Below are 19,580 nucleotides of genomic sequence, written 5' to 3' on the forward strand. Positions count from 1 at the left end.
GCCCAAGTCAACGTTGCAAGGTTACTTCAGCGGAATATCTCAAGCATGAGAATTCTCAAGGCCGTGCCGGTTTCGAGCCATGTGTTGGAAAACCGAACACTCATCTGCGACGAATCAATCATAGCAGGTTCGGGGAACCGGCCACAGCCGCCGGATCGGCAAAAAATGCACCCATGCGACACTTCTCCAGCGCCGCCCACTGCGGTCGCGCCGCCGCTCATAGGGGATAAATATTTTTTAATTGAAAAGTCGAAAATGATAGTGAGTCGCCATGAAATTGTGGCTTCATGGCATCTTCGGCGGCCCCACGGCCAGCCAAGCGGCTTATAATCATTACACCATTATCATTCCCGCCTGGAAAGTTCGAATGCCTGAAACTGTTCACGCTTCCCCGCCGTCCACTGCGGGCCACTCCCCCCTGTCCACCCGCGCGCTGGCGCTCGCCGACCTCGGCCTGATCGTGCTCGACGCCGGGCAACGCATCGTCCTGTGGAACCAATGGATGGCCAGCCACTCGGGCCAGTCGTCGCACCGGGTGCTCGGCAGCGATCTTTTCGACGTGTTTCCCGAATTGCGCGGCCAGCGGCTAGAGCAGGCAGTGCACAGCGCGATGCAGAGCAAAACGCCGCAGCAGCTGTCACCGGGACTGAACCGCTCGCCCTTCCCCCTGTTCCCGACCGGCACCTGGGGCGGCGAGCGCATCGAACAGGCGGTGTCGGTAACGCCGTTCACCGAAGGCAAGGAACGGTTTTGCCTGATCCAGGTAAGCGACATCAGCAGCACCGTCGGCCGCGAGCGCCAGCTGCGCGGCCAAGCCGAGGCGCTGCGCGCGCAATCGTATGTCGACGGGCTGACCGGCATCGCCAACCGGCGCCATTTCGACGTCGCGCTCGACCGCGAATTGCGGCGCGCCCAGCGCAACGGCGGCCAGCTGTCGCTGCTGTTGATGGATATCGACTCGTTCAAGGCATATAACGACCACTTCGGCCACCAGCAGGGCGACGCCTGCCTGACCCTGGTCGCGGAAGCGTTCGCCGCCATGCTGCAGCGTCCGGCCGACCTGGCCGCGCGCTACGGCGGCGAGGAATTCGGCGCCGTGCTGCCCGACACCGGGCCGGAGCAGGCGGCGCTGGTCGCCGAGACCATCCGCGCGCGCATCGCCGCACTGGAGGTCACGCACGCGCCCGCCGCGATGCGTCCGTATGTGACAATGAGCATCGGCGTGGCCAGCTTCGTCAAGGACCGGCTGTGCACCGCCGAAACCATGCTGGCGGCCGCCGACAGCTGCCTGTACGCCGCCAAACACGCCGGACGCGACTGCGTCATCGTTCACAAACTGGAAGAAACCAACGCATGAAAATTCGCCCCGCCTTCACCTTCGCATCGATTCTGTCCGCCGCCGTCGCCGCCACCCTGGTGGCCTTTACCTCCCCGGCCGCCTTCGCCGCGCCGACCGCCTGCACCGGCGCCGCGCCGTCCGGCGAACTGACCGCGCAGCGCATCGTCGCCGCCAACCCGACGCGGTCGGAGCCGGGGTTGTATGAAGGTCCGGTATGGATCAAGGACGCGCTGTATTTCTCGGACTTCACGTTCGGGCCGGGCTTCCCGTCGCGCATCCAGAAGCTCGATGCCAACGGCAAGGTCACCACCCTGATCGCCGACAGCGGCAGCAACGGCCTGGCGGTCGACGCGCAGGGCAACATCCTGGCGGCCACGCACAAGTACAAAAGCGTGTCGCGCTACACGATGGATGGCAAGCGCAGCGATGTCGTGACCAAGTACAACGGCAACGTCTTCAACTCGCCGAACGACATGGCGCTGGCCGCCGACGGCACCTTGTACTTCAGCGACCCGGCGTTCCAGCGCGACGCCGCGCCGGGCGGGCAGGACAAGACGCGCGTGTACCGCGTGGCGGTAGACGGCACGGTCACCGTGGTGGACGACACGCTCACCAATCCGAACGGCGTATCGCTGTCGCCAGCAGGGGACATGCTGTATGTGAACGGTATGGTTGGCGAAAAAGGCGTGCTGCGCGCGTACCCTATCGCCGGCGGCAAGCCTGGCAAGGGACGCGACCTGGTCAATGGCCTGGGCATCCCGGACGGCATGGCGATCGACTGCCACGGCAACATCTACGTCACCGAGCACACGGACAAGCGCATCCGCGTATTCACGCCGCAGGGCAAGCACATCGCCACGATCAAGGTGGATGCGAATGTCACCAATGCGGCGTTCGGCGGTGCGGATGGCAAGACCTTGTTCATCACCGGTGCCGGGTCGGTGTGGAAGATCGCGCTGAACGTCAGCGGCTTGCCGTACTGATCGCGCGGCGAATCTGATTCGCCATCCTGGCCGGATGTCGAATCCGGTCCACGGGGCCACAATCCGAACCAAAATCTAAAACACGTAGGGCGGAACGCCGTAATCGGCCATCGATGAGTCGCCGATAACGCATGCATGGCCGATTACGCTGCGCTAATCCGCCCTACGTGGTTCCATCGTCGGGGGTCAAGTCTGACATTCGGACACGCTCTTAACCGTAGGTGCCTACGGCGAAGCTCGTGTCCGAATGTCAGACTTGACCCCGGAGTTTATTTCGATACAGAAGCGGCTAATCTCAAAGTGAGCCCGCAGTTAAAGGCATTGTTGCTGAAATTATGATCCTGTGTACTTACCTGTGTACTAAAAAAATCATCTGTCCGCAGTTTCTGGCTGCTGGCAGTCGGCCGCCGCTTTGCGATTAGTAAGGTGTCGCTGGCCTACCTACCTGCAGCGAATCTCCGACGGCGATCTGGTGAGCAGGTACTGCGCTGGCCCCTGCGCGGGGTCGGTGGCTGAGAGTAACGCGTAACAGAGCTAGGAGCCCTGTGAACCCTCTCGACTGCCTGGCGTTGGAGGCAAGACTCCAAGCTGCCGGAGCCCTTCAGCAAAGCAGGCTGACGAACGTTCTTGACCTTCTGTCACTACGTCCATTCTATTCGCGATTTGATCCGTCGGCATATTAACGCGCGGGTCACTGAGGTAGTCATCGATAATTTTTTCGAAGACCGTGATGCACCCGATCATCCCAAGCAATCCCTCAACCATTTCGTACGATCCGAGATCATGGGCAGGGATTTGTTCGAGCGCACTTCTTCTGGCAGATAGTACTTTGTTCGCATTTCGGAGCATTGTGCGCATATGTGCTTGATTTCCCTCGCGCGCGACAGACCGGACTGCATCCACGCAGTTGCTAATTTGCCGCTCGGCGCGGTAGACGAGCGCGGAAACGCTTCGTGCGCGACGCTGATGAGTGCGCAAATCGGCGTCGACCGCCAATTTTGCTGCGGCCGCGTTCTGACCCCTCATTACAAAGATTGCAACGCCAAGCGCCACGATCGTACCAATGGCCTGTACCCACGCCGCCCAATCAGACTTCCCGAGATCGAGCCGGGCCCCCGTTGCGACAGTCGCGGCGAGCGCGCCCAATGCGAGCAGAGGGTAGCGAACCACTCGCGTTTTCCAATAGTTGCTAAAAATTATCATCAAGGAATAGTAGCATGATCGACTACCTCCTATGTTCCGAACTCATCCCAGCCCTATCACTGCAAGGACCACAAACGGCATGCTGTCGCCGGCATTACTGATGAGCGCGACACGGTGTGTGCCGACGATGAGCAGCCAGTGCGCCGAGCGTAAAGGACAACGTGAATCGGCTATGCGAAGTGGTCCGACGTCAGCACCGTATAGCCATCTTCCACCTTGTGCGCAGTGAATGCGACGCCCTTGATTCGCTCGATGTTCTTCTCAAGCGATGCCAGCGGCGTGGTGCCGTCAGAACCAGCGAGCACGGTCAGTGCAGTGCGGCTGATGCGAAATTGACGCCACAGATCGGCGTCGAAAAGCTCGAACGAGACGAAGTCGCCAGTGGTTATTTCTTCAACGTTTCGGATATCAGGATCGTTCAGCATTTAGCCTCCATTGAAAGAGAGGCAAGCTTAGCACGATGCGCGATTCAGTTACCGTCTGAGCCCCTAGCCCGCTGACCGAAACGTCCGCGCTCTATACAAGGGCGTTTGTTGCCGGCGACGCAGGGCTGACTGCCGAGACGCGCCGCCGTGTACCGCGAGCGTGAGAGGGGAGGGACGAATGGGCGCGCTCAGCTAAATTCGAGTCGCAAGAACGGAGATCAAGTAAGTTGCCTGCTCAAAAGCCGATTTTGCGGCAATCGCCATGTTGTCGATGTCGGTATCAAGAGCGCTCGCTTGCATCTGCTCGAACTCGTCAAAATCGACTGTGATCACCTCTGAACGCCGCTGATATTGCGATGCGACCGCTTGGAAGTACCTGTTGAAAGTTCGGCAGTGAACCGCAAGGGAGGCATCGGGGTAATCCAGGGCCGGAATGCTCGCGATCACCTCTGCGCAATCCTTTAGCGTTTTCAAATTATAGTGGACGACTTCATGCGCCATTCCGGCCTCGAAAAAATTCCTGAGCCGGTCAGAGTGTGCCTGCGCGTCGCCCATTACAAACTGAATAGTTTCCGCGCGTTGACTTCGTTCGGCGTTTCTATTGCGCTTATCGCGTTCTACGCTATCGCTGTGCTGTTTCGCTGTGAAGGCGTACGCCCCCAAAATCGCCGCAAGCGACCCAATGCCCTGGACCCAAGAAGCCCACTCCGATTTGTTGAGTTCGAAGTGATCTCCGATCACAACAAGACCAGCCAGAACCCAAATGCCAAGGCCAAGCCAAACACCCTTGTGCTGAATAAGTCGCTTAAAGGTTTCCATAGAGGAATCATAGCATGCACTACACATGAACGCGGTCGACCGTCATCACCAAGTCAACTGAACCGAATCAGCGCCGGTGTCACTGCCCCCGAAGCGCTGTGCATGCGGCAAACCTGCATTCGCCAAGCAGCTCGTCCAATACGGCGTCTGCATCGCCTGCCAGCTGGCCGCGCGCGTGGCCTCGCTGCGGCCGGAAGACCTGGACATCCTGCGCTTCATGCTGGGCTTGAAGCAATCCCCGCGCTCGCAGCGGGGCAACTGCAACGTCTACCTGTGGAACCGCCGCGACCTGCCGTCGATGGCTCGCTTGGTCGGTCGGCTTTGTCCGCGCTGGCGAGCAGGTGCTTCAGCTGCGCTACTACCACGCCACCGGCGCCGGCGCAAAACGATCCAGGCTGTACGGCTCCGCGATCGGCCGCGCGATGAGGGATCGCCAATGAAATAGAAGTTCACTCTGCGCTGGTGACCGCCTCGTAGACGGTCGTCATAACTTCCCACAGCCGATCGTTTTGGCGATTGATGATCTCTTTAGCAGATCTGGCCTCTTCAACTGAGATGCTCAGCGAATTGTGGGCAAATCGATAGTGTTGGGCGGGGATGCCGCTCAGAACGCCCGAAGCATTTCCGAGGGCACTTTGGACACCAGCGAGCTTGAGTGCCGCCTTTTGCCCAAGAGGTATCAAAGAGATTATCTCGTCACTATTGAAAGTTTTTGCAAGCTGCCCCAACTCGCTGATTGCGAATTTAATCGCGCTCTCAGTGATTCGCTCGGCCGGGGCGCCGGAGAGCTGTTTGCTAGTTTTCTCGACCCGCAATCTCATCGCTTGAAGTCTATGTTGAAAGTTCGCGGCGTGGATGATTGCAGCCACCCTGGCATCTTGATTCCGGGACCTGCTCTCGCTGTGCGCGATGTAGATCGCACCGATAAGTGTTCCGACCGTGCCAATAGCGCCCACCCAAGTGCCCCAGTCGGACGCCGACATGGGTTTCCAGCCGTGGCTTACGAATATCGCGACCACGATCCCGTGCAACGCGACCATCATTGCGGCACCAAAAAGTGTGATCACGAACCGCTGGAGCAAAAGCATGTCTTTCCTTGGCAAAAGGAAATACTAGCATGAACGTTCCCTCAAACACATTATGTGTTTTTGCCTTGGTGGTTTGCTCTACAACGACACGCACGAAAGCCAGGCCATGGTCCTCCACCGCGCCCGCAAGCAGGCGCAGGCCGGCGCCGAGCGCAGCCAGGATGACGCCGACCGCCACAACGGCGCGCTGATGCGCAAGGACGCGCGACTGGTGCGGCTGCTGAAGGTGTTCTCGGCGCTGGCCGACGACCAGCGCGAAGCGTTGGTTGAGCGGGCCATTGCCGGAGTAGCACCATGAATCACGACTGTTTAAAAAACGCCGCGATGGCCACGATCAGCGCTAAGAGGGAGACGAATGCCGCAAACATAGCGGCACGAGCAGACGTACCTGATGTCTGCGCAGATTCCAAAGCAGCGCCTGCCGAGTCCTCTGCGGCTTTGACGCTTCGCTCAGTCAGTCGCAGCTGCGCTGACTCAGACGCAAGCCGTTCCTTGCGCAAAGTGTCATCCAGCCAAGCGACGAGGACTTGCCTCTCCGGCATTCCAAGGATGCCCGCGAGCTTGGCTTGTACGGCTGTGATGCCGATACGGTCACATTCTGCCCAGACTAAGCTGCTTTTGGGATCGTCCATCGTAGCTCCGATTGAAAACCGGATCGTAACATGATGCGCCGCAGCCGACCGAGCGCCCTCACTGCGCCATCGATCTGGATCACGCGCGGCGAGCGACTGCGAAAATAATCGGGTTATCGCTTGGGCTTGGCCGACGCGCTGCGAGAGCGCTGCGCCGGCGCGACCTGCGCCGCATCGACCTTGGCGCGGGAGTCGAGCCGCTCCTCAATACGAGCCGAAATAATATCCGCCAGCTGGGCGATCGTTACGGCGTTTTCTGAGATAGCGAACGACGTGCCCGGTCCTGCAATGCTTTCAACCTCATTGCTCACCGCATCGTCCACCAGACGGTCATGGATACCCTGGCGCACGTAGTACTCGTGCAGCGCGTTGATGATTTCCGAGTTCATGCTGCGGCCATGGCGCTTGGCCGACTCGGCCACCATATCCCGCATACCGTCAGGAAACCGCAACATGAATTTGTCGGACTCACGCGACACAGTTTTTCTCGGGGCTTGGCTCATACACGCAGGATACAAGCATAGCGACTGTATTCAAATAGAGTCACGGTGACACAAATATCACTTGTAGTTAACAACATGGGGGTATACGATTACATCATGTCACCGTGACACTAAGGAGCTTTTCATGAAGAGTAGCCAAGCAGTAGCCCATCTCCAAGTTCGCACGTCTGAGGAAAATCGCGAATGGCTCAAGGCCAAAGCGCAAGACCAGGACCGTTCAGTGAACTGGATCATCAACAAGATTTTGGACGAAGCAAGGGAGGCGGAAGAGGCGAAGCCGCAGGAATAATCGCAGAAAAAACAAAGCCCCGAATCGAGAAAGCTGGGGAGCAGATCGATTCGGGGCTCTTGACACCCACTGATATGAGGCCAATAAATGAATGTTAACACCAGCATTGACACTGCACAAGCAAAAAATGCAACTCTGCCATTGTTGCAACTCGGCAGTCTGCAAGCCCATGTGAGCAGCGTGGAGGAGCAGGCCCTGACGGCGCAGACGCTCGCCGAGATCGCCTTCGAAATCATCGACGGCATGAACATCACCGACCCGGCCACTTTACAAGCCGCCACCCGCCTCGACGCCCTGTTTAAGTCAGCATACCGCGCCGCGATCCTGATTCAGGAATCGGCAGCGGCCATAAGCCTGGCCCTCGAAGAAGTCGAAGGCGGTGCCCAATGAAAGCGCGCACAAACACCGAAGCCACCGGCCAAAGTGCCGCCCTCGTCAGTGTGCTTCCGGCCCCGCGCATCATGCGCACCGGCGGCGTCGATCTGAGCGCCGTCGAGCAGCAACTGATCAAGGACTTCCGCCAGATGCGCGATGGCAGCCGCAGTGTCATGGTCCGCTTCTTCGAAAAACAGGCCAGTCGCGACCGTGAGCAGCGCATCGCCGAGAACAAACCGAAGTTCCAGCTGGTCGCGGGAGGTGTGCGATGACCGGCCGGAAGCTGATTACCATAGGCGGCACCAGCACGGCCACGCCGCCCGCGTTCGAAATGACCGCCGAGGAATCTGCTTGGGCTGTTCGATTCTTCACCGCATGCCGCAGCATGACCGAAACCTCGCGGCGCAACTGCTTAATCTTTGTGGACGTGGCAGAGGATCAGGCCAAGAAGCGTCCGCTCCGCCCGGCCGCCAAACTGCATCTGATAAGCGGAGGCGCCAAATGAGTGCACCGAAGAAACCACTTAGCGCCACCCCATCGGTGCGCGCGCCGGCGCCGTCGGCCGAACTCACCGCCAACCAGTTGCGCGCCGCCCAGCTCTTTGCCGCGCTAACGGACCAAACGCAAGAGGCGATGTTGCACATGATGATTGAAATGGCAAAGGACTTCCCGCGTCACAAGCGCCCGGTGCTACGCCTGATCGGCGGAGGTTCGAAATGACCGCGGCCACGACTACCCCGCCCCGTGCGCGCAAGAAACCGGCCGCCGAGCCGCTGCGCCTGGTGGTGGATAGCCTCAGCGCCGAGGACAAAGAGCTGCTCCGCTACTTCCACGCCATCGCTCACGAGGTCCGAGGGCATATGCTGGACATCGTCCGACAGGTGTCGGTCAGTAAGCCGCTGGTCGCGCCCGACAGCGCGCCGGCGGCGACTGGCCTGCGCTTGGTGACCGATGCAGATGCGCGGCGGCGCTGAATGACGACCCTCGCCGAGCTGGCGCGCATCCGTGCCGTCTACGGCCTGGCGCCAGTGGGCGGCGTCTTGTGGCTGGGCGTCGGTATGCTGCCGCCCAAGCGCAACGCTATCCAGATCGACCCGGCCAACCTGCCGACCGCGCTTGAGTGCCGCGCCGTGGCCGGTCTCGACGTGGTGCTGGTATTCCCGGGCAACCTGACCCGGTACGGCGCTCTGCGCACGCTGTCGGACCGACTCTATCAGGCCCGGCCGCGCCGGCTGCTGCTGGTCGACGGCGACCGTAACCGAACAGCATTTCTTAAACTAGCGGAATCATGATGGCAGATGGACACATGGACGGCCAAATGGCTGGCTTCATTTTAGACAAGGAGGACGGCCACGCCCGCGCGGCGCGCGTCGAGCTGGAGCGCCAGGGCGAGACGGCGCGGCCGTTCGACCGCTCGCGGCAGCACGGGGAGCGCGTCGTCAAAATCCGGTGCGGCGCCGACATCAAGCCGCTGCCGATCACCTGGCTGTGGCCGGGGTGGGTGCCGGCCGGGAAGCTGACCATTCTGGCCGGCGCAGCCGGTACCGGCAAAACCACACTCGCCCTCGCGCTGGCGGCGGTGCTGACCGCCGGCGGCCGCTGGCCAGACGGTACCGTGTGCGCTGGGCTGGGCAACGTGCTGATTTGGTCGAGCGAAGACGTGGCCGACGATACCCTGGTGCCGCGTCTGATTGCCTCCGGCGCAGACCTGGCGCGCTGCCATTTCATTGAGGGGATCGCCCAGGACGGCGAGAGCGTGCCGTTCGACCCGTCGCAGGATATCCCGGACCTGAGGCGCGCGGCCGAGGCCATCGGCGGCGTCAGCCTGCTGCTGATAGACCCGATCGTATCGGCGGTGGCCGGCGACATGCACCGCGCGAACGACGTGCGCCGCAGCCTGCAGGCGGTGGTCGACTTCGCGGACGCCCACGGCTGCGCGGTCATCGGCATCACGCACTTCGCCAAGGGCGGCGCCGGCAAGGCGCCACAGGACAGGGTCATCGGCTCCCAAGCATTCGGCGCGCTGGCGCGCATGGTTCTGGTGACGGCCAAGGAGGAAGGCAGCAACCGGCGCGTCATGGCACGGGCGAAGTCGAACATCGCGCCCGACGACGGCGGCGTGGCCTATTCGCTCGAGCTCGTGACGATCGCCGGCGGCATCGAGGCGACGCATGCTGTCTGGGAGGGGATCATTGACGGCACGGCGCGGGAGATCCTCGGCGACGTCGAGCACGACGACAGCGGCGAGGAAGGCGACGCGCGGCAGGATTTGGAGCGCATGCTGGTGGACACGCTCCGGGAGGCGGGCGGCAAGATGGCCGCGAAGGCGCTACAGGGCGAGGTGCGCGACGCCGGCCACTCATGGGACGCGGCCAAACGGCTGAAGAAATCCCTCGGCATCGAGGCAAAGAAACTCAGCATGGGCGGCGCTTGGCTGTGGTGCCTTCCAGAAACTACCGACTGAAGGGAGCGCGAAGGGAGCGAAGGGAGCGAAGGGAGCGCGAAAAAAACAGTGCTCCCTTCGCTCCCTTCGTGCACTCTTCGCACCCTTCCATTACATTCCTCGCTCGAACTGCCCCTGCTGGACCGTCTAGGATATTTTGCCTAGACGGTCCAGCACCCTCCGTCTGCTCAGTTTTGAGCCGACGCCCTCCTCTTCCGCGACCGATACAGGAAATCCTGCATCGCCACACCGTTCCGGGATTTCGCGGATCGGCGGGCACTATGGGAAATCCCATTGTGACGATAACGGCGGCGCGCCGGGCGATATGGGAAATCCCATACCGGTGCCGACTGCGGACGAAAACCGTGCGCGGTGGAGCATTTGCGACCTTCTTAGAGAGGGTCGCAAACCGGGGGGGGGTATCGTTTGCAGCAACGACACCGCCGGCGACGCATGCGCGCGGCGGTTGCCAGTCGGCGGTTGCCAGTCAGGTTGCCAGTGGAAAGCGGTATCGGGGCGGACTGTCCGGTGGCGCCGATGCGCACCGCCGGTGTACTTCAGCCGTAGAAGACTCAGGCAGGCTTGACCACGCCCAGGATGTTTGCGCGCGAGACGCTGTAGAGGCGGGCCAGAGCGCTGACACTCTCGCCGGCGGCGTACTTGGCGATGATGTCGGCGCGCTGGTCGGCGCTGGTCTTCGACGGACGGCCCAGTGTCTTTCCTTCGCTCTTGGCGCGGGCCAGGCCGGCGTGCGTGCGCTCGACCAGCATGTCGCGCTCCATCTCGGCCACGGCAGCGAGCATGGTCAACATCATCTTGCCGGCCGGCGACGTCAGGTCCAGCTTTCCGAGTTGGAGCACGATGACGCTGATCTTGCGGCTTGCCAGCAGCTTGACGGTGGCGCCCACGTCCTGCGCGTCACGGCCCAGGCGGTCCAGCTTGGCTACCACTAGCGTTTCGCCGTTGCGGATCTGGCCGAGCAGCGCGGCGAACTGCGGGCGCTGGGTGGCGCTGGTCTTGCCGCTGATCGTATCGGCGAACCAGTAATCGACCACATGGCCAGCGGCTTCGATTTCCAGCTTCTGATTGTCTGCGCTCTGTTCGGTGGTGCTGACGCGGCCGTATGCGAAGGTTGCCATGTGATTCTCCGGTGAGGACTGTTAGAAAACACTGTTAGAATATCCTCACCTGTTAGAAATAGCAAGCCCTATATTTCCAACAGTGATTTGTGTTGATCTTTGGTGATGTTAGTAATCGTTCGTTTTCTAACACCTCATGCACATATCGATTACCGTGTTGTAAGATGGAAAACATACGCATGGAGGTTGAGGGCTTGAAGGCCGAATACCGCTACGCGATCCACTCCTAGGACACGGCGACGGGTGGAGGCATCTGATACTTTCCCAGTAGGCTAGAAAGAGTGAGGCGCCCTGTTGCCGACACTTACTGGAAATGCTCAGCAATGACAACTTCAAAACTAAGATAGACAGGCCCTAATTATGAAAAGTTACTCTCTTCTTTTCGCCATTTCACTGTGCTCATCGACGGCCCAAGCTGGCTATGTAACAGGCTTCGACCTAAATACGTGGGGCGCGGCCAATGAAAGGATCGAAGCTGGTCGAGCCATCAATGACGACCACGCGACGAATAATAAATTCTACGGCTACGTGATGGGGGTTCACGATGCACTAGACGGAATAGTTTTTTGCTCCCCAAACAATGCAAAGGCCGGTCAGATTCTTGCTGTTGTAAAAAAATACCTTCAGCAGCACCCTGAATTGTGGAGTAAAGAGGCAAGTTTGCTTGCTGCATCGGCTCTAAAAGAGGCCTTCGCTTGCAAAAATACCAATTAGTCGTCATCGTCACCTCCTTGGGGTCTGCCAAGGCGCCAATGAACCAAGAGCTCCCAGAACCGTTCGGCGATGCCGTTTTCCGGTATCACTCTTATTTAGCATGGGCACAGAATTGTGCCGAAGGTAATGTGTGATTTTCACAGGATTAGGCCGACGGCGCGCCGCGTCCCATTACCAGATTTTCCGGTAACGCCGGCGACCAGGTCCAAACCCGGGATTTTCCCGCATTTGCAGCACGCCGTTCTACATGTGGGATTTTCTGGTATGTACTTGGTGCTGCGCCGACAGATCAAATTCGTTTGAATGCGATGTCGCGGCCCGGCGCGCTCCTCCAAATTTAGGGTCGCACCGGCGAGGGGTGACGTCCTGCATTGCAGGAGATGGATGTCGCTGCTGGTATTCCCGCTTTCGCCGGCATTTGGAGACGAGCGAAATTTTTCCCGCGTCTAAGCAGGATTTCCGGCTTTGCAGTCTAATAACTACGGGAAATCCCGGAGTTTGGTGCTGGCCCGAGGATTTGGGCCAGTGAGGCTCGCCGGCCGGCCTAAACTACAGGAAATCCCGAGATAGAGAACTCCTCAAATTGAGGAGTCGTCTGCCGGCCACGAAATACCGGAAATCCGGTAGATAACGAACTCCTCAAATTGAGGGAGTCTCCCGCCGGTGGTGGAAGTATCCCGTCCCCCACTGGGGGATCATCGGCATCCCGTCCGTCAATGGCGGATGGGCGGGTATCAACCGACTATGCGCTCGACGAATTGTCGGTCGACGATTTTTAGTAGGTGGCTTGCCAGAATCAGCATCTCTGCGGCTTCGACAGCATCCAGCGCAACCTTCCTGTGACTGTGCGGATTTTTGTACGAGCCTATAGCGCCCGCCATTATCGACTGAAGTGCTTGCCGTTCTGATACTGGCGCAGACTTATCAGAAAGTGGCCCGTCCTCGTGGAATGCTTTGCGCGCCAGATCAGTACCGAGCATGTGCGCGGGTAGTTCGCTGGCCACACGAATTTCGATTTCGAGTTCACGGAATGCTTTGAACACCGCTGTGTCGTACTCGCCGCGAAAGTACGGCGCCCAACAGGCCTCTAAAATCTGAGGGTGTAGCATTGAGCGAGGCAACTCGTTGGCTTTGCGATGGGCATCGACGCCAGCGCGATTGCTTAGTTTCGCACCTCGTCGAGTTACAAAATACCACCCGAATTGATCGCCAGGCTTGGGCGCAACCATTCCTTCCCTTATCAGCCAGTTCCAGGCCTCGGCAACGGCAAATCCGACTAAGTCGCGCTTTTCGGGATCGAAGGCGCCGAGAGTTGCGGCGTTCGTCAGATTAGCTGGGTGCACTCCCTTCGGTGCATTCCCCGGCTCCGCATTCAGCATCTCCAAAACGATGCCGGCCAGTTCTTCGGGCTCCAACGCCAGCACGACAGTCGCGTCAGGCAGCAGGTCACATAGTGTAGGCATTTCGGTGTCCGGGGAAATAATGAACCCTATGCTAACACTACCCGCTCGCCCTTCAGCATGCAGCCGAAGCAGACAATCTGTCGCGTGCCGCCCTTCAGCTTGCGCGCCTGCATCATTGCGCCCAGCACCGTCTCGATGACCTCGCGGCCACCGCAGCGCGGACATTGGATCATGTCGGCCGGCTTGCTCGCCCGCTTGCCGCGGTTGTTGACCGGCTCGTCGGGCTTGGGGATGGGAGGAACGATGTGCAGCATTAGTCGCTCACGCGCGGGTCGTCGGCTTCCAGCACGTCGCTGTAGTCGCCGTCGTAGAAGCACCGCCCGTCACTCGGGCGCACGTCGGCGCGGGCGCACCACACTGCATGCCCCTTGCGCTCAACGATCACATGACCGACCCATCGAGCGCGTATTGCGATGCTCTCCGGGCTTAGTGCGCCCATGCCGTCCGCCGGGTAGCGCAGCGGGACATCGGTGAAAAAATCTGATTCGGTGGCGTGGCTGGTGGTGGTCATTGTGCTTCAATCCTAACATGCCGCCCTTCGCCGCCGCCGGCGTCCGTTCGGCTTTATCGCGCGCCAGTTCAGCGAGAGGCGAGCACTTGACGGCTTGCACTCAGTGCCTGCTCACCGGCGCAGCAATGGAAACTGCGGCTCGGAAAGAGCTTCAGGGCGAGAGTCGAGCACCGGGTGGCGCCAGCCAGCCATATGCAGCTCTCTCATCTTCTCATGCCAGCCGGCGAGATAGGATTGATTTAAGAACACATCCGCCCGCGAGATGCCTTTATTTGCGTCTCGCGCGCCGATGTCCATCCAAGCCCCACTCCAGCCACGTGCAAAATTATTGTCCCGAGTCGCTTCACCTCGGTAAGCTGCGGCCTGCGCAACATCCCAGGTTCCGGCTGCGAGGTGCTCGAACTCTTCGAAAGCGAGCCGCCGGCCAGCAAGGGCAGCCCGCTCTTTCATCCACTGCCGCACTATATTCAGCATGCCCCTCCTCTTTGCAGTCGATGACAGCCACAGCGCGGAAGCAATCAATGCGTACCAAACTGCGCACCTGAAAATATTTTTTAGAGAATTTCCACATAAAAATCAAGGTGTTAGGTGCGTACCAAAGAAACTTATCTGAGAAATTCGATTTGATGGGCAACCAAGCGATCTATACGGTACTCCACCGCTCTCGCGGGACCAATGAGACTACCATATGCAAAAGCTTGCCCGTATTATTTTGACCACCATGATTTCGTGCGCTCTCGTGGGCTGCGCCACAATGCCCGTCCAGCCCTGCAAGCCTGGCGATATCCCCCATGCCGCCAGCATGCGCAATTGCCGAACGCGTTAGCCGGAAAGTGGAGTGGCGCGCGCATACATGCCGCCGACCTCGCGCGCGGCCTGCTCGATGAGCTGCACGGCCAGGGCAAGGTTCCCCATCCGCTCGGCCTGCTCGAGCATGCGCTCCAACCCTCGCAGACGGTACGCCTGGTGGGCGATGCCGATGTCGTCTAGTTCGGCAACCAGCTTCACCCGGGTTTCATAGAACAGCGCGCGCAAGGCCGGGTTCAGCTTAGCGCCGGCCTTGCGCTCCGGGTGGTGCGCCTCAACGCACTGGCGGCTCACATCGATACCGAATTTTTCTTTGACCGAGGCGGCCACCTGCGAGGGCGCGGCAAAGCACGCGAGCTCAGTCAGGATATGCATTCTCACGGCGGTGGGCAAGCCTCGCATGACTCCTCCCTGTCAAGCCAGGTCAAGCAAGCCGACGCCGGCCAGCAGCACCGCAGTGCCATCCACATCGATGATATCGGCGGACTGCAGGTGTCCGCGCTGCTTCGCACAGACCCTGGCCAGCGCGCGCAGGGCGGCCAGTTCCTTGCGCTTCAGCTCGGTCACCTGGCGCCCGGCCTCGCTCTGCTGGATGCTTCGTTGCAGGCTCCAGCCATCATCCCCGCCGGCCTTGAGCTGGGCATCAAGCCGGCGCTTCTCCCTGCCCACGGCCAGCCGGCGCGCGTGGGCGGTGTGCCACAACAGCGCGGCGTTTGTCAGTTCTCGGTCGCTCATCTCATCTCCGTTTACGCGGCAACGCCGTTTATCGCGCCGTGGCGACGCGAAAAGACTATGCGGGTGTGGTTGGGCCTGCCGGGCAGCGAAAGCCGCTCAGCGGGCCGTTTGGCTTAGTCGGTCATCGTCCCGCCGCTCTTGAAGTGAGCTGCGCGCGCAATCGGGGTGAGGCCATCGAACTGTGCCCGGGTGATGCTTCCGGCGCGCGGCGCTGGGGACGGGGCGGGTGCTGGAGTGCCTGCGCTTGCAACGTCGCCAATGCGACCGCCCTCGCTCATGAACTTGGCACGGCTGGCCGGCGGCAGCGAATCGAACTGCGTGCGCGTGATGGTGCTGCCGGTGCCCCGCTGCTGGCCAGCCGCTGCGGCGGGCGCCGGTGCGCCAGGCTCGCGTTGGATCATCCCTTTTTTTTCGTAGCCGTCGACCAGCTGAGCGAACGCCTCGTTGAAGTCGGCGGGCTCGCCGTGGCGAGTCGGCGAGTACAGCTGAATGCCGTGCTTGTCGACGGCCACCAGCTTGCCGGCCTCAAGGCGGAACGAGTCGCCAAAGAATGAGGCAGCCATGTCCGAAGGTAGCTTGATGCCTTCCATCACGGGGCTGTTTTTGAAGTGCTCGCCCAGAGCTAAGCGCCAGGCAGCCGGTGCGTCGAACGCCTCTTCTCGGCCGTTCGAATGCACGTAGACAGGTTTGCCGTCCTTCACGACAGCGGAGCCGTCTTTGTTCAATTTCAATTTCATGATGTTGCCTTTCGATTAAATTTTGTTCGAAGTGGGAAAATCCCACCTCGCTCCGGGGATGCCTCCGGGCCGGCTGTTGGTCATGGGTATAGGTGGCAGGGGCTGCGCGGTGGTCCGGTGCTTTGTACGAACTCGCCCAAGTCAGCGCACCAGGTTTCGGCCGGCTGCTCGTCGTCGCGGTGGCGGTGGTAGTCGTCCTCCGCTTCCGGCACCACCCCCCCGCTGGGGGCTCGGATGTCCACCCCCAGCGGGGGAGCACCGGTGTGCGTCGGCTTGGCCGGCCTGTTGGTCGACCTGCTGAGTTTTGAGCAGGTCGATGCTGGCTATGGGGGTATCTCCAAATTTGGGGACACCTGCAGGGGGTGGTGAAATGCCACCCCCTTTGGAGATGCATCCACTTTTGGACACATCTTTGTGCGGACGCATTCCGTTCACACACGGCGCGGGGCTGGTGTTGGCAGGTGCTGAGGAGATGCGCGCAAAACTGCTCATATCGTCGGCGCCGGGCCGGTGGTCGCCGACTGCCTGAGGGGTGTCCTCAATTTTGTGGAGACCCCCTGGGGTATCGTAAATCTTGCCGACACCCCCTTGCGGTACTGAGGTGGCTAGGTCGGCGCCGGCCGCCGCCTGAGTCTCCTGAGCTTCAAGGAGATCGGCTGAGGACGCGCGGGCCTCCTGAAATCTCAGGGGGGTGTCGACTGGGGCGTTCGGCGCTGAGGTGTGCAAAGAATTTTGCGCACCCTGGGTTGGCTGGCGATCGGCAAAATTTGGATCGTGGAAATCGCCGAACCCTACACAGGATAGGGTTTGCGACGGCGCGCCGTCCGCGTCAGCATCAAACCCTATAGGCTTGCGGTTTGCGAACCCTATAGGCTTCTTCTCCGGTGCTGGGCGCGTCATGATCTCGACGAAGCTGGCTTTCGCTTTTCTCTTCGGCGCCGGCATGGCGATTCCCAGCACCTGAAGCAGCGGCAGGGGGTCAGCGCGGTGCGGCTCCAGGAGTGCCAGCAGCACGGCCATTTGCAAGCCGCTGTTGGTCTCCAGCGCAGCGAACGCCATATCGACCGCCTCCCGGCGCTGCGCGGCGTTGGGGCGTGCTGGCGTCGCTTGGCGGGCCAGTCCATACCGATGTGCCACCTTGAGCTGGAAATCAGCCTGTAGGGCTTGCAGCTTGGCCCGGTTGCCCATCAGGTCGCTTCCGACCATGCGGCCGTCGACCAGCGGCAGAATTAGAATGTGCGCGTGCGGCGCCGCCTCGTCGTTGTGTACTACCGCACTCAGCACCGGCGCGCCGATGGCGGCGGCGGCCCAGCGCACCGCGTCGGTGAAAAATGCGTCTTGGTCGACCGACGTATCGCTGGGTAGGCTGACGACAATCTCCAGCGCGCGCACTGCGTCCTTGCGGAGCGTGCCCAAGCCGGCGGCGGACATCAGCGCTTGAGCCTTGGCGACCACGCCAGCAGCATCGCCGGCGCCGGCCAATACGCGATTCAAAGGCGTGCGCCTCGGATCGATCGAGCAACCCGGGGTGCCTCCCATCTCTGCCAGGATCTCCCGGTGGTTGTGGCGCGCGGCGACGCCGACGACACCTTTGCCAGTCAGCTTCTGCATGCGGAGGAACTGCGCGCTCGCAGTCATCCGAGATCCAGCTTGCCCTGAGCGTCCGCCTGGCGACCGCCGAAGGCGTACCGAGCGATCCCGCAGTGGATAAGGCCGTCCGGACCTTCTACGCGCTCGCGGTGCGAGGTGATCAGAAAGCCGGCCTCCTCGAGCTCCTGCACCCGCGTGGCGATGCGGTAGAAACCGAGCCCGACGCCCTCTAACGTGTTCAGGCCACGGCCACCGAGGAACTGAAGAATGGCCAGCAGCGTTTCGCGCTGGCTGCGCCCGGTCGTATCGCGCAGGAATAATCCGGCCTGGCGCACTTCGCGGCGCAGCTTTGCGATATACTGGTTGCTGCACTTCAGTACTTTGATATTCCCACCTACGCCGCCCGCCAGCTTTGTAGGTCGAGCGCCTCCCTTACCGGAGGCGTTTTGTTTTTTGGGAGTCATGCTGCACCGCCTTCCGCGCGATAGCCGATCGGATCAGCCAGCCATCGGTGCACCTCGGCATTCGGGTACATGCTGCAGCGCTCGCTCAGCCGGACAGGCGCCGGCGCGCGGCCGGCGTTGACCAACTGGCGCCATTTCTCGCGGGATACCGGAATGATGTGTTGCAGCTGGAGCCAGCGGGACATGCCGACCAGCGGCAAGGATGTCGATACGGCGGCGCTCATTGCTGGCCACCGTTCAACAGGGCGACAATGGCCTCGGTCGGCCAAGCCAGGCGGCGATTAATTCGGACCGGCTGCAGCGGCCCGGTTCCTGTCCAGGCCCAACGATTCAACGTGAGGGGCTTCCGATTCAGTGCGGCGGCTGCCTGGGCAGTCGTCATTGTTTCTCGTACAGCAGTAGACGGGTTACTTGACATGGCGTGTGGCCTCTTGTGATGTTCAGTAACACCACTTCACAGCCGGGATTTTTTCCCGGCAAGAGGAAAATAAAAAAGCCAGCGCACCTTATGTACGCTGGCTTTCTTTAGATTTTCATACAGCGGGAAATTTTCCCGCTATTTATTTCCCGCCTTCCCGACTCACTTTCCCCGGTCTTTCGCATATGCTTTTCTGGTCCAATTCGCCCCCTGTAGCGCTTCCCTTAAAATATTCCCACCAGATAATTGCCCGTGCGGACCGAGTATCTTCTCTTTCGCCATAATTTCAGCCACTCTGTCAGCCATGTCTTTGATGCTCGACCGCGCCCCGGCACCGTTATCAGCTTCATCCAGTTGATCGGCTATATTTCGCGCGGCATCCTTCCAGCTTGCGGTGCTCGCACTCGTCGAATTGCTCGCCCCTACGGCTTCGCCGACGCATGCCACCGGCTGCACCACGGGCGGTAGAGGCTGAAACCCCTCGATCAACTGCGTGTCGCCGACGGTGCGCGCATAGGTCAAAGCAGCAATTCGGAAGACCTCCAACCGCGCGGCTATCTCGCGATCGCCATCCGCCCTTGCGCGCTCCTCCTCCTCGCTCGGTTCCGGCCTCGGCGCGGTAGCATCCATCACGGGATTGATTTTGTCCCAAATCGCGCGGCTGCGGATCTCATACTGCGCAAAATAGCTAAGCGCCTGGGCTGCGTCCAATTCGCGCAGCGTTGGCCTCAGGCTGCCAGGGTTAGCCAGGACTATGTTAGACAGCTCCAAGTCTGCTTGCGGGCTGTGCTCGCGCAGCCAATAGTGCGCGTCAGGGCAAAATCGTTGAAGATCATTAAGCGCGCTTATGCGTAGGCGTTGGTTTCTGTTCATCATCACCCCTTCAAGGTGGCTCTCTTCAGG

Annotated in this window: 29 protein-coding genes; 12 read left to right on the top strand and 17 right to left on the bottom strand. The window is 60.7% G+C overall.

From position 1 onward, the window contains the following. Window positions 1–367: 367 nt before the first annotated feature. Both MRBLMU1_RS23570 and MRBLMU1_RS23575 read left to right on the top strand, forming a co-directional pair. Window positions 368–1,357 carry a GGDEF domain-containing protein gene (locus MRBLMU1_RS23570; protein ID WP_363506611.1) on the top strand — a complete coding sequence of 330 codons (990 nt, stop codon included), beginning with the start codon at window positions 368–370 and terminating at the stop codon, window positions 1,355–1,357. Continuing rightward, complete coding sequence (locus MRBLMU1_RS23575) at window positions 1,354–2,322, top strand: SMP-30/gluconolactonase/LRE family protein (RefSeq protein WP_363506614.1); 969 nt, start codon at window positions 1,354–1,356, stop codon at window positions 2,320–2,322. The genes MRBLMU1_RS23570 and MRBLMU1_RS23575 overlap by 4 nt, the downstream gene beginning before the upstream one ends. A gap of 1,373 nt (window positions 2,323–3,695) precedes the next feature. On the opposite strand, the gene MRBLMU1_RS23580 is transcribed toward MRBLMU1_RS23575, so the two are convergent. The 3 genes from MRBLMU1_RS23580 to MRBLMU1_RS23590 form a co-directional block, all read right to left on the bottom strand. Then, a complete protein-coding gene (locus MRBLMU1_RS23580; protein ID WP_363506616.1) occupies window positions 3,696–3,950 on the bottom strand; it encodes a hypothetical protein in 255 nt (84 codons plus the stop codon). A gap of 192 nt (window positions 3,951–4,142) precedes the next feature. Further along, window positions 4,143–4,769: a hypothetical protein gene (locus MRBLMU1_RS23585; RefSeq protein WP_363506619.1), complete on the bottom strand. Its 627-nt coding sequence runs from the start codon at window positions 4,767–4,769 to the stop codon at window positions 4,143–4,145. Window positions 4,770–5,218: 449 nt separating this feature from the next. Continuing rightward, on the bottom strand, window positions 5,219–5,857 hold the full coding sequence (locus MRBLMU1_RS23590; RefSeq protein ID WP_363506621.1) for a hypothetical protein: 639 nt from the start codon (window positions 5,855–5,857) through the stop codon (window positions 5,219–5,221). A 106-nt stretch (window positions 5,858–5,963) separates the two neighbouring features. Here MRBLMU1_RS23590 and MRBLMU1_RS23595 point away from each other — a divergent pair, with 106 nt between their 5' ends. Further along, window positions 5,964–6,155 (top strand): hypothetical protein, encoded by a 192-nt coding sequence (locus MRBLMU1_RS23595; protein ID WP_363506623.1) that lies wholly within the window; start codon window positions 5,964–5,966, stop codon window positions 6,153–6,155. 1 nt (window position 6,156) lies between these two features. Here the strand turns inward: MRBLMU1_RS23595 and MRBLMU1_RS23600 are convergent, their stop codons facing one another. Together MRBLMU1_RS23600 and MRBLMU1_RS23605 are read right to left on the bottom strand one after the other, a co-directional pair. Then, on the bottom strand, window positions 6,157–6,489 hold the full coding sequence (locus MRBLMU1_RS23600; protein WP_363506626.1) for a hypothetical protein: 333 nt from the start codon (window positions 6,487–6,489) through the stop codon (window positions 6,157–6,159). 113 nt (window positions 6,490–6,602) lie between these two features. Further along, complete coding sequence (locus MRBLMU1_RS23605) at window positions 6,603–6,992, bottom strand: Arc family DNA-binding protein (protein WP_363506629.1); 390 nt, start codon at window positions 6,990–6,992, stop codon at window positions 6,603–6,605. 124 nt (window positions 6,993–7,116) lie between these two features. Here MRBLMU1_RS23605 and MRBLMU1_RS23610 point away from each other — a divergent pair, with 124 nt between their 5' ends. From MRBLMU1_RS23610 to MRBLMU1_RS23645, 8 genes are all read left to right on the top strand, one after another. Beyond that, complete coding sequence (locus MRBLMU1_RS23610; RefSeq protein ID WP_363506632.1) at window positions 7,117–7,281, top strand: hypothetical protein; 165 nt, start codon at window positions 7,117–7,119, stop codon at window positions 7,279–7,281. A gap of 87 nt (window positions 7,282–7,368) precedes the next feature. Then, window positions 7,369–7,671 (top strand): hypothetical protein, encoded by a 303-nt coding sequence (locus tag MRBLMU1_RS23615; protein WP_363506635.1) that lies wholly within the window; start codon window positions 7,369–7,371, stop codon window positions 7,669–7,671. Continuing rightward, window positions 7,668–7,928, top strand: coding sequence for a hypothetical protein (locus tag MRBLMU1_RS23620; protein WP_363506638.1), 261 nt, complete (start codon window positions 7,668–7,670; stop codon window positions 7,926–7,928). Before MRBLMU1_RS23615 ends, MRBLMU1_RS23620 begins: the two co-directional genes overlap by 4 nt. Beyond that, window positions 7,925–8,161 (top strand): hypothetical protein, encoded by a 237-nt coding sequence (locus MRBLMU1_RS23625; protein WP_363506641.1) that lies wholly within the window; start codon window positions 7,925–7,927, stop codon window positions 8,159–8,161. Before MRBLMU1_RS23620 ends, MRBLMU1_RS23625 begins: the two co-directional genes overlap by 4 nt. Continuing rightward, a complete protein-coding gene (locus MRBLMU1_RS23630) occupies window positions 8,158–8,376 on the top strand; it encodes a hypothetical protein (RefSeq protein ID WP_363506644.1) in 219 nt (72 codons plus the stop codon). The genes MRBLMU1_RS23625 and MRBLMU1_RS23630 overlap by 4 nt, the downstream gene beginning before the upstream one ends. After that, window positions 8,373–8,630, top strand: coding sequence for a hypothetical protein (locus tag MRBLMU1_RS23635; protein ID WP_363506647.1), 258 nt, complete (start codon window positions 8,373–8,375; stop codon window positions 8,628–8,630). The genes MRBLMU1_RS23630 and MRBLMU1_RS23635 overlap by 4 nt, the downstream gene beginning before the upstream one ends. Next, window positions 8,631–8,948 carry a hypothetical protein gene (locus tag MRBLMU1_RS23640; RefSeq protein ID WP_363506650.1) on the top strand — a complete coding sequence of 106 codons (318 nt, stop codon included), beginning with the start codon at window positions 8,631–8,633 and terminating at the stop codon, window positions 8,946–8,948. 26 nt (window positions 8,949–8,974) lie between these two features. Then, window positions 8,975–10,120, top strand: a complete 1,146-nt coding sequence (locus MRBLMU1_RS23645) for an AAA family ATPase (protein WP_363506653.1) — start codon at window positions 8,975–8,977, stop codon at window positions 10,118–10,120. A gap of 551 nt (window positions 10,121–10,671) precedes the next feature. Here MRBLMU1_RS23645 and MRBLMU1_RS23650 read toward each other — a convergent pair. Beyond that, window positions 10,672–11,238 carry a recombinase family protein gene (locus MRBLMU1_RS23650; protein ID WP_363506656.1) on the bottom strand — a complete coding sequence of 189 codons (567 nt, stop codon included), beginning with the start codon at window positions 11,236–11,238 and terminating at the stop codon, window positions 10,672–10,674. Between the two features lie 360 nt (window positions 11,239–11,598). Here MRBLMU1_RS23650 and MRBLMU1_RS23655 point away from each other — a divergent pair, with 360 nt between their 5' ends. Further along, on the top strand, window positions 11,599–11,952 hold the full coding sequence (locus MRBLMU1_RS23655) for a Rap1a/Tai family immunity protein (protein ID WP_363506659.1): 354 nt from the start codon (window positions 11,599–11,601) through the stop codon (window positions 11,950–11,952). A gap of 734 nt (window positions 11,953–12,686) precedes the next feature. Here MRBLMU1_RS23655 and MRBLMU1_RS23660 read toward each other — a convergent pair. From MRBLMU1_RS23660 to MRBLMU1_RS23710, 11 genes are all read right to left on the bottom strand, one after another. Continuing rightward, on the bottom strand, window positions 12,687–13,415 hold the full coding sequence (locus MRBLMU1_RS23660) for a TIGR02391 family protein (protein WP_363506662.1): 729 nt from the start codon (window positions 13,413–13,415) through the stop codon (window positions 12,687–12,689). A gap of 26 nt (window positions 13,416–13,441) precedes the next feature. Continuing rightward, a complete protein-coding gene (locus MRBLMU1_RS23665; RefSeq protein ID WP_363506665.1) occupies window positions 13,442–13,669 on the bottom strand; it encodes a hypothetical protein in 228 nt (75 codons plus the stop codon). Continuing rightward, complete coding sequence (locus MRBLMU1_RS23670) at window positions 13,669–13,926, bottom strand: hypothetical protein (RefSeq protein WP_363506668.1); 258 nt, start codon at window positions 13,924–13,926, stop codon at window positions 13,669–13,671. The genes MRBLMU1_RS23665 and MRBLMU1_RS23670 overlap by 1 nt, the downstream gene beginning before the upstream one ends. 111 nt (window positions 13,927–14,037) lie before the next feature. Then, entirely contained in the window at window positions 14,038–14,400 is a 363-nt protein-coding gene (locus MRBLMU1_RS23675) for a hypothetical protein (RefSeq protein ID WP_363506671.1), read from the bottom strand. Between the two features lie 348 nt (window positions 14,401–14,748). After that, on the bottom strand, window positions 14,749–15,135 hold the full coding sequence (locus tag MRBLMU1_RS23680; RefSeq protein WP_363506674.1) for a DUF2280 domain-containing protein: 387 nt from the start codon (window positions 15,133–15,135) through the stop codon (window positions 14,749–14,751). 12 nt (window positions 15,136–15,147) lie between these two features. Continuing rightward, window positions 15,148–15,468: a hypothetical protein gene (locus MRBLMU1_RS23685; protein WP_363506677.1), complete on the bottom strand. Its 321-nt coding sequence runs from the start codon at window positions 15,466–15,468 to the stop codon at window positions 15,148–15,150. Between the two features lie 113 nt (window positions 15,469–15,581). After that, window positions 15,582–16,205 carry a DUF6651 domain-containing protein gene (locus MRBLMU1_RS23690; RefSeq protein WP_363506680.1) on the bottom strand — a complete coding sequence of 208 codons (624 nt, stop codon included), beginning with the start codon at window positions 16,203–16,205 and terminating at the stop codon, window positions 15,582–15,584. A 141-nt stretch (window positions 16,206–16,346) separates the two neighbouring features. Beyond that, window positions 16,347–17,843 carry a plasmid recombination protein gene (locus tag MRBLMU1_RS23695; protein WP_363506683.1) on the bottom strand — a complete coding sequence of 499 codons (1,497 nt, stop codon included), beginning with the start codon at window positions 17,841–17,843 and terminating at the stop codon, window positions 16,347–16,349. Continuing rightward, window positions 17,840–18,259: a helix-turn-helix domain-containing protein gene (locus MRBLMU1_RS23700; RefSeq protein WP_363506686.1), complete on the bottom strand. Its 420-nt coding sequence runs from the start codon at window positions 18,257–18,259 to the stop codon at window positions 17,840–17,842. The genes MRBLMU1_RS23695 and MRBLMU1_RS23700 overlap by 4 nt, the downstream gene beginning before the upstream one ends. Continuing rightward, a complete protein-coding gene (locus tag MRBLMU1_RS23705; RefSeq protein ID WP_363506689.1) occupies window positions 18,256–18,483 on the bottom strand; it encodes a helix-turn-helix transcriptional regulator in 228 nt (75 codons plus the stop codon). Before MRBLMU1_RS23705 ends, MRBLMU1_RS23700 begins: the two co-directional genes overlap by 4 nt. A 356-nt stretch (window positions 18,484–18,839) precedes the next feature. Next, window positions 18,840–19,553, bottom strand: coding sequence for a hypothetical protein (locus tag MRBLMU1_RS23710; RefSeq protein WP_363506692.1), 714 nt, complete (start codon window positions 19,551–19,553; stop codon window positions 18,840–18,842). Window positions 19,554–19,580 lie beyond the last annotated feature (27 nt).

Origin of the sequence: Burkholderia sp. LMU1-1-1.1 (assembly GCF_040675865.1) — a bacterium.
In the GTDB taxonomy this organism is placed as follows: Bacteria; Pseudomonadota; Gammaproteobacteria; order Burkholderiales; family Burkholderiaceae_D; genus Rugamonas.

What these genes read in the sequence shown, in the direction of transcription:
- MRBLMU1_RS23570 (WP_363506611.1), top strand. Translation starts at nt 368, where the DNA reads ATGCCTGAAACTGTTCACGCTTCCCCGCCGTCCACTGCGGGCCACTCC.
- MRBLMU1_RS23575 (WP_363506614.1), top strand. Translation starts at nt 1,354, where the DNA reads ATGAAAATTCGCCCCGCCTTCACCTTCGCATCGATTCTGTCCGCCGCC.
- MRBLMU1_RS23580 (WP_363506616.1), bottom strand. Translation starts at nt 3,950, where the DNA reads ATGCTGAACGATCCTGATATCCGAAACGTTGAAGAAATAACCACTGGC.
- MRBLMU1_RS23585 (WP_363506619.1), bottom strand. Translation starts at nt 4,769, where the DNA reads ATGGAAACCTTTAAGCGACTTATTCAGCACAAGGGTGTTTGGCTTGGC.
- MRBLMU1_RS23590 (WP_363506621.1), bottom strand. Translation starts at nt 5,857, where the DNA reads ATGCTTTTGCTCCAGCGGTTCGTGATCACACTTTTTGGTGCCGCAATG.
- MRBLMU1_RS23595 (WP_363506623.1), top strand. Translation starts at nt 5,964, where the DNA reads ATGGTCCTCCACCGCGCCCGCAAGCAGGCGCAGGCCGGCGCCGAGCGC.
- MRBLMU1_RS23600 (WP_363506626.1), bottom strand. Translation starts at nt 6,489, where the DNA reads ATGGACGATCCCAAAAGCAGCTTAGTCTGGGCAGAATGTGACCGTATC.
- MRBLMU1_RS23605 (WP_363506629.1), bottom strand. Translation starts at nt 6,992, where the DNA reads ATGAGCCAAGCCCCGAGAAAAACTGTGTCGCGTGAGTCCGACAAATTC.
- MRBLMU1_RS23610 (WP_363506632.1), top strand. Translation starts at nt 7,117, where the DNA reads ATGAAGAGTAGCCAAGCAGTAGCCCATCTCCAAGTTCGCACGTCTGAG.
- MRBLMU1_RS23615 (WP_363506635.1), top strand. Translation starts at nt 7,369, where the DNA reads ATGAATGTTAACACCAGCATTGACACTGCACAAGCAAAAAATGCAACT.
- MRBLMU1_RS23620 (WP_363506638.1), top strand. Translation starts at nt 7,668, where the DNA reads ATGAAAGCGCGCACAAACACCGAAGCCACCGGCCAAAGTGCCGCCCTC.
- MRBLMU1_RS23625 (WP_363506641.1), top strand. Translation starts at nt 7,925, where the DNA reads ATGACCGGCCGGAAGCTGATTACCATAGGCGGCACCAGCACGGCCACG.
- MRBLMU1_RS23630 (WP_363506644.1), top strand. Translation starts at nt 8,158, where the DNA reads ATGAGTGCACCGAAGAAACCACTTAGCGCCACCCCATCGGTGCGCGCG.
- MRBLMU1_RS23635 (WP_363506647.1), top strand. Translation starts at nt 8,373, where the DNA reads ATGACCGCGGCCACGACTACCCCGCCCCGTGCGCGCAAGAAACCGGCC.
- MRBLMU1_RS23640 (WP_363506650.1), top strand. Translation starts at nt 8,631, where the DNA reads ATGACGACCCTCGCCGAGCTGGCGCGCATCCGTGCCGTCTACGGCCTG.
- MRBLMU1_RS23645 (WP_363506653.1), top strand. Translation starts at nt 8,975, where the DNA reads ATGGCTGGCTTCATTTTAGACAAGGAGGACGGCCACGCCCGCGCGGCG.
- MRBLMU1_RS23650 (WP_363506656.1), bottom strand. Translation starts at nt 11,238, where the DNA reads ATGGCAACCTTCGCATACGGCCGCGTCAGCACCACCGAACAGAGCGCA.
- MRBLMU1_RS23655 (WP_363506659.1), top strand. Translation starts at nt 11,599, where the DNA reads ATGAAAAGTTACTCTCTTCTTTTCGCCATTTCACTGTGCTCATCGACG.
- MRBLMU1_RS23660 (WP_363506662.1), bottom strand. Translation starts at nt 13,415, where the DNA reads ATGCCTACACTATGTGACCTGCTGCCTGACGCGACTGTCGTGCTGGCG.
- MRBLMU1_RS23665 (WP_363506665.1), bottom strand. Translation starts at nt 13,669, where the DNA reads ATGCTGCACATCGTTCCTCCCATCCCCAAGCCCGACGAGCCGGTCAAC.
- MRBLMU1_RS23670 (WP_363506668.1), bottom strand. Translation starts at nt 13,926, where the DNA reads ATGACCACCACCAGCCACGCCACCGAATCAGATTTTTTCACCGATGTC.
- MRBLMU1_RS23675 (WP_363506671.1), bottom strand. Translation starts at nt 14,400, where the DNA reads ATGCTGAATATAGTGCGGCAGTGGATGAAAGAGCGGGCTGCCCTTGCT.
- MRBLMU1_RS23680 (WP_363506674.1), bottom strand. Translation starts at nt 15,135, where the DNA reads ATGCGAGGCTTGCCCACCGCCGTGAGAATGCATATCCTGACTGAGCTC.
- MRBLMU1_RS23685 (WP_363506677.1), bottom strand. Translation starts at nt 15,468, where the DNA reads ATGAGCGACCGAGAACTGACAAACGCCGCGCTGTTGTGGCACACCGCC.
- MRBLMU1_RS23690 (WP_363506680.1), bottom strand. Translation starts at nt 16,205, where the DNA reads ATGAAATTGAAATTGAACAAAGACGGCTCCGCTGTCGTGAAGGACGGC.
- MRBLMU1_RS23695 (WP_363506683.1), bottom strand. Translation starts at nt 17,843, where the DNA reads ATGACTGCGAGCGCGCAGTTCCTCCGCATGCAGAAGCTGACTGGCAAA.
- MRBLMU1_RS23700 (WP_363506686.1), bottom strand. Translation starts at nt 18,259, where the DNA reads ATGACTCCCAAAAAACAAAACGCCTCCGGTAAGGGAGGCGCTCGACCT.
- MRBLMU1_RS23705 (WP_363506689.1), bottom strand. Translation starts at nt 18,483, where the DNA reads ATGAGCGCCGCCGTATCGACATCCTTGCCGCTGGTCGGCATGTCCCGC.
- MRBLMU1_RS23710 (WP_363506692.1), bottom strand. Translation starts at nt 19,553, where the DNA reads ATGATGAACAGAAACCAACGCCTACGCATAAGCGCGCTTAATGATCTT.